Annotated in this window: 3 protein-coding genes; 1 reads left to right on the forward strand and 2 read right to left on the reverse strand. The window is 69.3% G+C overall.

What is annotated here, in order from left to right; all coding sequences use genetic code 11:
• Positions 1 to 394 precede the first annotated feature (394 nt).
• Complete coding sequence (locus tag M2165_RS20995) at positions 395 to 700, reverse strand: hypothetical protein (RefSeq protein ID WP_280816516.1); 306 nt, start codon at positions 698 to 700, stop codon at positions 395 to 397.
• A gap of 242 nt (positions 701 to 942) precedes the next feature.
• Between M2165_RS20995 and M2165_RS21000 the strand changes: the two genes are divergently transcribed.
• The gene (locus M2165_RS21000; protein ID WP_280816517.1) at positions 943 to 8,787 is read left to right on the forward strand and encodes a hypothetical protein; all 7,845 of its coding nucleotides are present in this window, start codon (positions 943 to 945) and stop codon (positions 8,785 to 8,787) included.
• A gap of 4,422 nt (positions 8,788 to 13,209) precedes the next feature.
• On the opposite strand, the gene M2165_RS21005 is transcribed toward M2165_RS21000, so the two are convergent.
• Positions 13,210 to 14,133: a LysR substrate-binding domain-containing protein gene (locus M2165_RS21005; protein ID WP_280816518.1), complete on the reverse strand. Its 924-nt coding sequence runs from the start codon at positions 14,131 to 14,133 to the stop codon at positions 13,210 to 13,212.
• Positions 14,134 to 14,234: the final 101 nt, after the last annotated feature.

The raw sequence follows: 14,234 nt of genomic DNA on the forward strand, positions 1-14,234 counted from the left end.
ACACCCTCACGGTGAAGGGCGACATCGCCGACCCTACTGCGCCCGGCGGCAGGAAGACCTTCGAGGCGACGGAAGACGGCAAGGGGCGCTACAGCCGTGTGTCCAAGGATGAGAAGGCAGGCACGACCACTACCGTCACGATCGACCCCCAGGCCGGCACCCGGACCGAGAGCGTGGTCGACAAGAACGGCCTGCGCGTCGACACCACCACCTCGCTGACCGGCGCGAAGATCACGCGTCCCGTGGGCGAGCGCGAGGGCTACCTGGAATTCGCCAAGGCCGTGGGGCGCACGCCCGAGCAGCTGTTCACGCTGAATCCCACGGTGGACTACGGCAAGCCGCTCGAACCCGGCCAGGAGCTGGTGGTGTCGGACGTGACCACCACCGTGAAGACCTACAACAAGGACGGCACCACGCTGGAACGGACCGTTGCCAGCGACGGCTCGGTGCAGGCGGTGGCGACCTCGGCCAGCGGGCGCCGCACGGTGCTCGAAGGCAAGCCGGACGACCGCAGCGGCCCGGGCGAGACCGCGCGCAAGGCGATCTTCGAAGACCGGAAGCCGCTGGCCGAAGTGGCCAGGAGCATGGGGCTGAGCGAGGAACAGGTGCTGGCCGCGCTGCCCGAGGGGACCGTCGAGGTGACCGAGCCCACCTCCGACAACGGGGATGTCCAGACGCGCACGATGTACGACCCGGTCACCGACCGCGTGGTGGTCGAGTCGCACGACTGGCAGCACGACCACGTGAGCGTGCAGGTCATCGACGAGAAGTCCACCTACCAGGTCCACGACACGGACCCCAAAACCAAGCAGCCGGTGACCGTGGAAAAGAGCGGCGGGCTGGCCTACCTGCAGAAGCAGGCCGAGGACAAGGCCGACTTTTGCCGCCGGCTACGGCACCCAGATCGCGAACATCGACAAGAACATCCGCCTGTACAACCGCATGGGCGAATCGACGACCGATCTGCGCGCCGAGCGCAAGGCGCTGGTGGAGAAGCAGGACGCCGCCAAGGGCGAGGCGACGGTCGCCGGCGCGCAATACACCGCCGCGCTCACCAAGAACCAGCAGGTGGTGCTCGACAAGCAGGCCGCCATCGCCTACCAGAACCATTCCTATGCACGCCCGGGCAGCCAGGAGAAGGCCGATGCGGCCGCCGTGCTGGACATCAAGCTTGCGGCGCTGGACAACGTCGATCGGCTGGTCGACCTCGCCAACAAGGACGTGACGCTCGCCAAGGCCGGACTCGACAAGCAGATCAAGGACACCGCCAAGGCCAACGCCGACGCCGACCTGCAGACCCAATTCCAGAAATGGAAGGACGACGTCTGGATGTGGCAGGGCATCGACAAGAAGACGGCCGACAAGATGAAGGCCGAGGGCCAGGTGCCCACGATGCGCATGTACCCCGACATGAAGCAGGAGAACGACGCGGCCTGGGAAGCCTTCGTCTCCCAGCAGACGGACATGGACAAGTACGGCGACGACTACCTCACGCCCGAGGAGCGTCCCGCGCGCAATGCCTGGCTGGCGCGCAACAGGACCAGCGACGACGCGGTGGCCAGCGACCTGCGCTACAACGACGCGCTGAGCGCCAGCACCCGAGCCGGCACCCACCTGACGCAGGGCGACCTCGACCGCCTGCAGCAGAAGAAGGATGCCTGGATCAAGGCCAACCCGACGCTGTTCTCGCTGAACTTCCAGGGCCCCGGCGAGAAGGAGAACCAGGCAACGCTCGACCTGCTGCAAAAGGGCGTGGCCGACGGAAAGATCAAGGACCTGCAGATCGGCGCGGACAGAAAGTACACGCAGCACCTGCAAGACATGTCCGCGGCCGACCGGGCCGACCCCGAGGCGATGAAGGAGGCCGACGAGGCCTACGCGAAGGACAACAGCGACTTCAACGTCCAGCTGAAGGCGAAGATCAAGGACCTGTCCGGCCAGGCCCTGGACGACAGGGCGCAGGCCGTCGATGCCTACATCAAGGACTGGGAGGAACGCAATCCGGACCTCAAGCGCAAGCTCGATGCGCTGGGGACCGACCAGGACCAGCGCAGCCTCCGCGCTGCGGAATACCGCAGCGACCAGATCAGATCGCTGTTGTCGGCCAGCGAGCAGGGGCGGCAGCGGCTGTCCGCCATGGACATGAACTACGCCGTCAAGGGCGAGTACATGGGCGTGGGCGACAACGACAGCGCGCAGATCAGCAAGGACCTGGAGGGCATCAACCAAGGCATCGAGAAGCACACCTTCGTGCGCGACGCCTGGGGCGCGATGTTCGGCGACTCGGCTGACGAGGCGAAGGACTACACCGAGGATCGACTCGCCAAATCGGATCAACTGCGCAAGGACCTTGCCGCGGGGAAGATCTCCGTGTCGAAGTACTCGACCGAGGAAGACGCCCTGATGGACGGCTACGACGTGAAGTCGGCCGAGCTGGCGCAGAAGGTGCAGGACGCCGATGGCACCTGGAGCGTGGTCGACGAAGCGGTGCGCATGACGGTCACCGCCGCGGCAGGCATTGCCGCCACCATCGCCTCGGGCGGCAACGTGGCGGTGGGCTTCGGCACGGCGATGCTCGTGAGCGAAGTCTGGGACACCACGGGCGACGTCGTCGCCGCCGCGCAGGGGCGCGATATCTACGCCGACGGCCACACCTCGCTCTGGACGCTCGAGGGCAAGGCGCTGACCGGCAATGCGAGCTGGGAAGACGTCAAGTTCACGCTGAAGGACGAGGCGATCGACGCGGCGAGCAACATCGTGACGGCCACCGGCGTGGGCGCCGGCATCAAGACCAGTGCCGCGGTGAGTACGCGGCTGCTGGCCAAGGAGGCGTTCGTCAAGAGCGAGGGCGTGCTCAACCTCGGCGGCCGCGCGCTGGTCGGCGCCCGCGCCGGCATCACTTCGCAAGCCGTGGACGGAGTGGGCCGCGTGACGGTGGAAAGCGGACGCGTCGGCCTCGACGGAAAGTGGGGCACCGAGGAGGGCAACAAGCGCATCGGCGCCACCTTCGTCAGTTCCGCGGCCGGGCTCGTCAGCGCACCGCTCACGGGTGGCGCCTCGGGTGCGATCCCCCTGTGGAAGGTCGCACCGGCCGCCGCCAGCAGCGGGACGACGAACGCGGCTGCCAACGCAACGACAAACGCGGCTGCCAACGCAACGACAAACGCGGCTGCCAACGCGACGACGAATGCGGCTGCCAACGCGACGACGAATGCGGCTGCCAACGCGACGACGAATGCGGCTGCCAACGCGACGACGAATGCGGCTGCCAACGCGACGACGAATGCGGCTGCCAACGCGACGACGAATGCGGCTGCCAACGCAACGACGAATGCGGCTGCCAACGCAACGACGAATGCGGCTGCCAACGCGACGACGAATGCCGCCGCCGACGCGACAACGAACGTGGCTGCCGATGCGGTGACGAACGTGGCCGCCAGCGCGACGTTGAATGCGGCCGCCAATGCGACCACGAACGCGGTCGCCAACGCGACGACGAATGCGGCTGCCAACGCGACGGCGAACGCGGCTGCCAACGCGACGGCGAACGCGGCCGCCAACGCGACGGCGAACGCGGCCGCCAACGCGACGGCGAACGCGGCCGCCAATGCGACGGCGAACGCGGCCGCCAATGCGACGACGAACGCGGCTGCCAACGCGACGACGAACGCGGCCGCCAATGCGACGACGAACGCGGCCGCCAATGCGACGACGAACGCGGCCGCCAATGCGACGACGGACGCCGCCACCAATGCGACGACAAGCGCGGCCAGCAGTGCGGCGACGAGCGCGGCGGCGAACACCGCCTCCAGCACCACCGCAGGCACGCAGAAGATGTCCTACGCCGGCTTCTCCGGCCAGTTCGTGACCGACGGCGCGGGGTCGATCGGCACCGGCCAGCTCATTTCGTACCTGAACGAAGGCCGGGGAATGAACAAGGGCGAGTTCATCGCCGCCTCGCTGCAGGCCTTGCCCGGCACGCTCAACAACATCGCACTGCATCCGATGATGGCGGCGCGCGCACGGGCGCAGGCAGGCAACGATGCGGCCAACCGGCAGCCGCCGCCCACGGCAGGGCGCGGCACGCCGGATGTGAAGCCGGTGGCGCTGGAGCCGGTGAAGATCGATGCGCCGGTGGATGCGTTGCCAGGGCTTGCGGGCCGCGATGCCACCACGCTGCGGGTGGGCGGCGTGAAGCTCGACGATCTGACGAATGGCCTGGACGTGCAGACCCGTGCTTCGGAAGCAACGGCGCCGGGCGGCGAGGTCGAGTTCCGTGTGGCGATCGACACCCAGAAGGCCGTGGCATCGGCCGCCGAGGGCGTGGCCGCCAGCGGTGCCGGCAACACCCGGGGCAGGACCGCCGGCACCGGCAAGCGTTCGAGCGAAAGCGACAACGACGGCGGCGTGCGGCGCAAGGGCGACGATGCGCAGGAAACCAAGGATGTCGAGGCCGCGCAGGACGCCGCCATCCAGGTGCGGATGCGCGCTGCGGGCTTCGACAACGTCAAGATCGCGCGCAAGCCGGGCGCCGACGGGCAGGCGCAGCCCGAGATCGTCGTCACTGGCACCAAGCCGCTGAAGGCACCCCTGTCTGGCGACACGCTGCTGCGGCCGGCCTACGACGGCTACGACCAGCGCATGTCGTACCTGAGCGGCGCCGAGATGGTGGCGCTGTACGGCTCCGGCACCCGGCCCGACCCCGTTGCGGTGGCGGCCGACCGTGCGGCTGCGCGCTCGGCCCGCACCGACATGCGCCTCGGCGTCACCGCGCGCGGGCGCCTGAACGTGGGCGAGTACGCGCCGCTGGCGTCGCCGACCCTCCAGTCGGTGAGCACCGGGATCGGCACCCGCTCCAACCTGCGCGCCATCGCCACGGGCGTCATGGACAGCATCCGCTGGCGCTCCACGGTGCCGATCCGCGACGCGCTGGGCCGCGAGCTGTCGGTGGCCGTGCGGCCCGACGAGTACCGGCGCACCAGCATGCTGCAGTGGGGCGTGAGCCCGATGTCGCGCGACACCATCTTCACCGTGTTCGCGAAGGACCTGATCAACACCGCCAAGACCGAACTGTTCGGCAAGGAGGGAACCCCCGGCTACGGCGTCAACGTGCGTTCGGCCACGGACATCGGACCGGCTGCCGACGGCTCCGGCCGGGTGGTCGAGCTGGAGATCAGCGTCAAGCTCGACGGCGAGAAGGTCCAGCTGGCCGAAGGAGAGAAGGACTTCTTCGGCGGCAAGGCGTCGAGTTCGCCCGATGGCCACGTGAAGGTTCCCAGCAGCCTCATGTTCGACCGCGTCATCGAGGACTTCCGCATCGCGCCGCTGCTGCCGATCGTCAAGAAGCTGGTGGGCAATCCGTTGCCGGTGACGCCCTCGGTGGAGCGGCGTTCGCAGATGCTGCTGAACGACGTGATCGGCGCGGGCGACGTGGTGCCCACGCGCTTCTTCGAGCAGTTCAGGAAGACCTTCGGCGATGCGAAGTACCGCGTGCAGGTGGTGGTGCCCGACCGCCTGCCCGGCTTCGGCCGCGACCCGGCCGCGACCGCGGTTCGCAACTTCCTCGCCAAGCCCGACGTGGCCGGGTTCAAGGCGCTGGTCGAACACGGTTACGTGAGTGCCGATCCTGACAAGGCGCTGTTCTTCGTGCCCAACCGCGGCGGCAATCATCACCGCACGTCGGTGCCCGGCAAGCCGCTCACGGAAGCCTTCACCGACTTGACGGGCAAGGAGCGCCGCGTGCCCAACAAGTCGACCAGCAACGTCTGGATCATCTTTGCCGACAACGGGCTCGAACGCACGCTGCAGCGGGGCATCTACGGCGTGAAGAAGGTCGTCTACGGCGCCTTGCCCGCCGGCCTGCAGCGTTCCGCGCCATCGCCGCACCACCTGGTGGGCACGGGCAACCTGATCGATGCCATGACGGGCGGCAGGGGCCGGCCCAACGCCGACAGCTCCAGGCGCCTCACCGCGGTGGCCGCGCTGCCCACACTGTTCGACGTGGGGGTGCTGGGCACCAGCGTGGAGTTCCGCGTGCAGCTCGGGCTGGATGCGCCTTCGGCCGCCAAGTCGGTCAGGAAGGGCAGGATGCAGGACTTCAAGGTGTCGCCGGACGACACCCGCACCGTGGACGTGCCCCAGTGGTTCCCCAAGCTGCTCGAACGCTCCCTGACAGGCGCGACCCCGGTGGTGCCCAAGGGCGGGACCGCGCAGCTCACCACCTTCCTCGACAAGCTGCAGACCCACCTGGGCGCCGAGGATGGCGCGGCGCTCACGGCGCTGCGCGAGAAGCACATGACCGGCAAGGACGCTGCCGTCGGCGACGGGAAGTTCCTGCGCCAGCCGGTGGCCGAGGACATCGTGAGCCTGCTGGTGGGACTGAAGCCCGGCGCCAAGCCCGGCTCGCGTCCGCTGCTGGCCGGGCAGCCCGGCGAATCAGCGCCGCTCGCCGCGCCGGCCGCGGCACGGACGGCCGGCATGCGCCCGGCGGACCTGAACTACCTCGAAGGCGAGGCGACGGTGAACGGCCGGCCGGTCCCGGCGCGCGACATCGAGCTGGCGGTGCCGCCCGACAGCATCCTGGTGCTGGCCGAGCGCGGCAACCCGCCGAGCGCGGAGCGCATCGCGGCGGACCTGCGCGCGGCCGGCCATCCCGAGGGCAAGGACGTGGTGCTGTACCTCTGCGAAGGCGCGACGCCGGCGCGGGCCGACGCGCCGGTGCCCGCGTCGCTGGCGCGCGAGCTGAGCAACAGGCTCGGCGCTCGCGTGCATGCGGTGGACGGCGACATCGTGCTCGGCGCCAGGACCACGGTCGACGGCGCCCCGGTGGTGCAGCGGCCGAACCTGCCGCTGACCGACGTGTCGCAGAAGGCGCCGCACCCGGTGGCGGCCGATGCGGACTTCGACGCGCAGCAGCGCTTCTGGCTCGCGCCGGGCGGGCGCACGCAGGAGGCCCAGGCGCCGTTCTCGCCGAAGGTGCTCGACCAGGGCGCGAAAGTGGGCGACAAGTCCATCGACCCGCTGCACCTGGGCATCGAGGACCGCGTGGTCGACATGCGTCCGATGACCGCGCAGAACGCACGCGAGGTGTTCCCGCTGCTGGTCCGGCAGATGGGCGTCAGCCCCGAGTACAACGCGCTCGGCGCGGAGGGCATGATCGACAAGTGGCTCGGCGAGATCGCCGCCGGCACGCGCTACGCGCGCGTCATCTATCCGGCGCCCGGCTCGACGCCGGTCTCCGACGCGCCCATCGGCCTGATCTCGGTCCACAAGGAGGCGCTGCTCGGGGAGAGCTATCGCAACACCTTGCCCGCGGCCCTCTACCGCGGCAGCAAGCCGGCGGGCGAGACGAGCAAGGAGGCGTTGCAGGCCCGCGGCGAGGTCTGGCAGTTCTCGACCTACCTGGGCTCGAACAAGAACCGCTATCCGGGCGGCGTGATCAACAAGGCCGCGCGCATGCAGTTCATGAAGGACGTGATGCGGCAGGAGGCCGCCAAGGGCGCGCCGGTGGAGGCGTTCTATTCGCGCGTGAGCGGCGGCGCGCCGTTCATCACCGATTCGAACGGCGTCACGGTCCTGCTCAAGGGCCACGAGTTCAACGTGGCGAGCTCCTTCAGCCAGGAATCGCAGACGGTCGGCCGCGGACCGATCGCCGTCGGCTATGAAGACAGTTCGCCGTTCAAGAGCCCCGACTATCCGGACGGAGAGCCGGCGCGCCACATCTACATCTACGAGACCGATGCGAGCCTCTACGGGCCGGAGGGCAAGGGCACGCTGAAGTGGCGCAGCAAGATCGAAGAGGCCTTCGACAAGGTGCCCGGCTCGCGCAGCCTGCTGTCGCCGATGCGCACGGCGGACAAGAACTACCTGGTGGGCGAAGTGATGGTCAACGGCCGCCCGATGCCGGCAGCCGAGATCGAACTGGCGGTACCGCCGGACAGCATCCTGGTGGTGGCCGAGCACGGCAATCCGCCGAGTGCCGAGCGCATTGCCGCCGACCTGCGCGCGGCCGGCCACCCGGAAGGCAAGGACGTGGCGCTCTATCTTTTCAAGGGCGAACCGTCGGTCCGGCCGGGCACGCCGACGCCCGAGGCGCTGGCGCGCGAACTGGGCAACCTGCGCGGATCGCGCGTGCATGTGGTGGACGGCGACGTCGGACTCGGCCCGCGGAACACCGCGCGCGGAACGCCGGTGGTGCAGCGGCCGAACCTGCCGTTGACGGACGTTTCGCAGAACGCGCCGCACCCGGTGACCGATGCGGACTTCGATGCGCAGAAGCGCTTCTGGCTCGCGCCGGGCGGCCGCACGCAGGAAGCGCAGGCGCCGTTCTCGCAGAAGGTGCTCGACCAGGGGACGGCGGTGGGAGACAGGACCATCGACCTCGCCGCGGCCCGGCATCGAGGACCGCTCGGTGGAACTGGTGCCGTTCGACGCGCAGCACGCACGCGACGTGCTGCCACACCTGACCAAGGAGTTGAAGTACAGCCCCGACTTCATGCAGCTGAAGGCCGAGGGCATGACCAGGAAATGGATCGATCAGATCAACGACGGCACGCGCATGGCCTTCGTGATCTATCCGGCTTCCGGCTCGGCGGCCGAGCGGCGGCCGCTGGGCATCATCGCCGTGCACAAGGAACCGCTGGTCGGCGACAACTACATCGAGACGCTGGCCCCCGCCCACTACGCCGGCGAGAAGCCGGCCGGTGCGGCCAGCAAGGAGGCACTGCTGCAGCGTGGCGAGGTGTGGCAGTTCTCGACCTACCTGATCGGGGCCCGGACATCGACTAAGTCGCCGGATTCGTCGTTCCCCGGCGGCGTGGTGAATTCGGCCGCCAAGAAGCAGGTGATGGATGCCGCGATGGCCGAACTGGCGCGCCGCGGCGAGCCCATCGACGCCTTCTATGCGCGGGTGCACGCCGGCGCGCCCGAGGCTGTGCCCGCGCTCGGCTGGCCGAAGACCGCCAACGCAAACAGCCTCAACAGCCAGGCCCGCATGGCCGACAGCGGGCCGGTGGCCGTGGTGCACGAAAAGGGACCGCCGCTCGAGGACGGCACCACGCCCACCCGCTACGTCGCCATTTTCGAGACGCCGGTGGGCCTCTATGCCGAAGACGGTGGCGGCACGGCCGCCTACCGCTCGCTGATCGAGGCCCAGGCGAGCAAGTACCCGTCGGAGCCCTGGCTCGCGCCGAAAGAGTGGCAAGGCAAGCCGCTGGTGCACCGCCTCGCCGATCTGAACTATCTGCAGGGCGATGCCATGGTGAACGGCCGCCCGGTGCCGGCAAGCCTGATCCAGGTGGCGGTGCCCGAGAAGGCGTTCACCGTCATGGCCGAAGCGGCACAACTGCCCAACCTGCACCAGTTGGCCGCCGACATGCGCGCCGCCGGCTACACGGACGGGCAGGAGGTGGCGCTGTGCTTCTGCTTCGGCCTCAAGACGGACGACCCGTCGGCGCCCGTGCCGCAATCGGTGGCGTCGCAGCTCGGCGACATGCTGGGTGCGCGCGTGCATGCCGTGGAAGGCACCATCACGCTGGGCGCGAAGATCGAACTCGGCGAAGGCCGCGTCGGCACCGCGCAGCCGAAGCTGCCGCTGATCGACGTCTCGAACGGCGGCATGCGCCCGGGCGAGAACTTCGATGCGCAGCAGCGCTACTGGCTCGCGCCCAATGGCCGCGGCGAGCGGGTCGATGCCCCCTTCGGCGCGGAAGTGCGCAACATGGGCGCGCGCGTCGGCGAGGGCAACTGGATCGACCCGATGGTGCTCGGCATCGAGGAGCGCGTGGTGCGGCTGGAGCAGTTCGGCGATCGCAACGCGCCGGCGGTGCTGGCCTCGCTGACCAGGCAGCTTGCCGTCAGCCCCGACTTCAACAGCCTCGGGCCGGAAGGCATGGCGCGCAAATGGCAGCAGGAGATGGCCGACGGCACCCGTATGGCCTACGTCGTCTACCCGGCCGAAGGTTCGCCGCTGGGCCAGAAGCCGCTGGGCATCATCGCGCTCCATCGCGAGGCGCTGATCGACGACAAGTACGTGAAGACGCTGCCCGCGTCGTACTACCGCGCAGGCAAGTTCGAGGCCGGCGAGGTGTCGCGCGAAGACCTGCTCGCACGCGGCGACGTCTGGCAGTTCTCGACCTACCTCAACGCCGACGCGAAGCAGGTGCCGGGCACCAACAAGGCCGGCAAGATGCTGACCATCGAGGAGGCGGCGGCCGAGGGCCAGCGGCGCGGCGAGGAGATCCTGGCCTTCTATGCGCGGGTGCACGGCGGCGGGCCACTGGTGTTGATGGCACCGCACGTCGAACCCAACATACCCAGCCTGTTCGGCCAGGAATCGATGGCGCGGCGGGGCCCCATCGCGGTGGGCCTGGAACAGGGCTCGCCGGTGACCGGCGGCGCCGACCGCTATGTGCTGATCTTCGAGACCGACCGCGGGCTCTACCTGCCCGGTGGGCCGGGGCGGGAGAAATGGACAGCCGATATCCAGAAGCTGATCGACGATCACCCGGACCCGGGTTCGTGGCTGGGGGCGGCGCAGGACACGGGCGCATCCGGTCCGACCGTGAGCCGTGCCGCCGCGAGCGCAGACCTTCCTTCGCGAAGCGCGCCCGCCATCGACCCGGACAGCATCGCCCGCGAGAGCTACGACGCACTCGCACGCGAACTGGGCCTGACCGATGCGCAGGCCGATGCCATGCGCGGCTGGACGACGGCGCCTCGCGATGCGGTGACCGGCTTCTACGATGCGCGGCTGTCGGGCCTGAAGGCCGAGACCGTGACGCGCACGCAGGCGCATGTCGCCGACAGCGGCGACGACGCACATTACGTATCGGCCGACATCGGCAACCTGGGTGGACTCAACGCGGCGATGAACAACGTGGCCGAGGCGGCCAATGTCCACTTCCGCGGACTCGCCGAGATCCTCGCCACGCAGCTGGATGCCACCGGCGCCACGGTGGTGCCGATGCGCACCGGCGGCGACGAGCTCGGCGCGGTGGTCGCGGGCATCGACGGACCCACGCTGGCGGGCGCCGTCGAGGCGACGCAACGGCAGGTCGCGCAATACGCGCAGACGCACGGCCTGGACCACATTCCACATCCCAAGCACGGCGACCAGCGCGGCGTCGGCCTGCACATCGGGTATACATCGGTGTCGCCCGACAAGACCCTGGACCACATCTTTACCGAGGCCGACCAAGGCGTCGACAGGAGCAAGCAACATGTCACAACAGACGAGGGACGAACGACTGGGGTTGACGGGGCTGAACCCGGCACAGCGCAAGCAACGCCTGCAGCAACTGCAACAGGAAATCGACCAGGAACGCCAGCAGGCGAAGGCGGCGCTCGAGGCCCAGCGCGCGGCGCGTCGCGGGCAGACGCCGCCGAAGTCCTGACGCCGGACCACCCCACGCGCTTCGCCACCGGTTCGCACGAACACGCGACCATCGATCCTGACGCGGTCAGGAAGCAGGACTTTGCCGCCGCGGCCCACCAAGCAGGCCTCAACACCGAGCAGTTCACCGGCCTGCTGCACTACGGCATCTCGCCGAAGGACAGCGTGACCGGCTTCTACGACGCGCGCCAATCCGGCGTGAAAGCCGACACGGTGCGCCGGATGCAGGACCTCGTCGCCAACTCGGACGACAACGGCTTCTACGTGTCCGCCGACATCGCCAACCTGGGCGGACTGAACCACGCGATGGGCAACGTGGCCGAACGGGCCAACGTGCATTTCAAGGCCATGGCGACGCTGCTGGCCGATGCGCTTTCGAGCACCGGCGCCACTGTTGTTCCGCTGCGCACCGGCGGCGACGAACTGGCTGCGGCGGTGGTGGGGCAGATCGACGAGGCGAGCTTGCGCGGTGCGCTCGACGCGGCCGGGCGGCGCATCGCGGACTATGCGAGGGCGCACGGGCTGGCGGACATCCCGCACCCCAAGCGCGCCGGCGAGAAAGGCGTCGGCATGCACATGGGGTATGCCGAGACGCTGCCCGGCAGAACGCTGGACCGCATCTTCACCGAGGCGGACATGGGGGTGGATGCGAGCAAGAACGCGGCGCAGCATCCCACGATCGATTTCGAGGACGCGCAACCGGTCGCGGTGAGAACGAGCGACGGGGAGCGACTCTCCGTCCACCGACTGATGGTGACCGAGCCCGACGGCACGCGGCGGCCGATGACCGGGGCGGAGGTGCTCCGCATGACGGGGCCCGACCTGCTGGGTCGCGGCAGTTCCGCCGACGTCTACCCGTTCGGCGAAGGACAGGTGATCAAAATCTACCGCAACTCCCGCGAGCCCGACCCGGACCAGTCGCATCTGCTCGTTGAACTGCCCGACGGTGCTGAGATCCATCCGCGCATGGCGACCGCGGCGAGCGAAGTGCGTGCGGTGAGGGCGCTCCAAGGCGCGGCAGGCGAGTCGGCGTTCGTCAGCGTCAAGGGACCGTTCCTGGTGGGCGACCGCCTGGCGCTGGTGATGCCCCGGCATCCGTTCGCGGGCAACAGGCTCGAACTGGACCTGGACACGCGAACCTATTCGGGGGAAGGCAGCGAACTGCTCAACGAACGTACCGCGCGGACCGCGGGCGCTCTCACCGAGCGCCTGAATGCCGTGGACAGATTCCCGGGCGATCCGCAACACCTGATCGAGCCGGATGGATCGGTGATCGGATTCGATCCGCTCGAAGTATCCAGCGGAGAGTTGGCCCGGAATTATCACGAGGGCGAAGCACTCAAGCTGGCGCGCACCGGCCGCCAGAACGCCGCCCAGCGGCCGGCGCCCGACAGGCCCGACGCGGGCAGGGTGCAGTTCGTGGCCGGGCCTGCACCCGAGCGCGTCATCGAGGCGGGCGGGCTGGAAGTGCCGGGCCCCGGTGGCGTTCATGCCACGGTGGCCGGTGCCAAGTGGGCTGCGATCGAACCCATGCCGGCACCGTTCGAGCGCGACGGGACCGAGAGCGCTGCCTACGTCTACACGACCGAAGGCGAAAGCGTACAGGTGGCCGCGGACGGCTCGCGCACGATCCCGTTGGCGTCCATTCTTGCCGGGCGGCAGGTCGACGCGTTCGGCCGCTTCACCGCCGATTCCACGGTGCGTTTTCGCGCGAGCAGCGGTGGGCCCGGCCGGCAGATTCCCGAAGGCCTCATCGATCTGAGCAAGCTCGGGCGGAAGAGGGACGACCCGGGCTCGAGCAAGGGCGCGGCGAGTACCTAGGCCGCGGGGGCAGACGGTGCTGGCGCAGCCGCCTGCGCCAGCACCCAGTCCCTGAACACCCGCATCCCCCGCGTCTCGCGCCGTCCCTTCGGCGCGCAGACGTAGTAGCCGCGCGGCGTCAGCGCAGCCTGGTCGATCGGGATCGCGATGCGGCCGGCGGCGAGCTCGTCCTCGATCAGGCAGCGTTGCACCACCGCGAGGCCGAGGCCCGAGATCACGCCCTGCACCAGCATCACGACCTGGTCGAAGTCGGCTGCGGGGCGCGGGTTGGCGTCGGGCACGCCCTGGGTGTCGAACCACAGGCGCCAGTTGTCAGGGTAGTTCGCGTGGAACAGCAGCGGCCGCTGCAGCAGGTCGCGCGGCGTGTGCAATGCACGCGGGCCGCGCAGGTCCTCGGGGCGGCAGATCGGCACGATCTCGCGGCCCACGAGGTAGTCGGACTGGATGCCCGCCGGATGCCACGCCGTGTCGCCGGTGCGCACGCGAATCCAGCCGTCGATGTCGGGCATGTCCAGCGGATCGTCGCGGCGGTAGGGCGCGAACGAGATGGCGACGTCCGGATGGCGCCGGCGGAAGTCGGGCAGCCGTGGAATGAGCCACTTGGTGGCCAGCGTCGGCGGTACCGACAGGCGCAAGGTGTGCGGCCCGTGCTGCGCGCCCGCGGCATTGGCGGCCGCCTCGAGCTGCTGCAGTGCCGGCGCGACGTTGTCGAGATAGGCACGGCCCGCCTCGGTCAGCGTGCTGAGGCGGCCGTGGCGGTCCAGCAATCGCACGCCCAGTTCCGCTTCGAGCCGTGCCACCGCGCGGCTGACCGCCCCTTGGGTGACGCACAGCTCCTCGGCCGCTTTCGAGAAGCTGCCCAGGCGCGCAGTGCTGGCAAAGGCATGCAGCTCATGCAGCGACGGTGAACGGATTCGCATGGAGGGTGTGGTGGCTTGCTATGCGCACTGGTCATAGCAGGCGGCGCAATTGTCACCCCAAAGACCAGAGGGCGCTTCACATAATCGCCGCACTTTTGGGG

The organism is Variovorax sp. TBS-050B (assembly GCF_029893635.1).
GTDB lineage: Bacteria > Pseudomonadota > Gammaproteobacteria > Burkholderiales > Burkholderiaceae_C > Variovorax.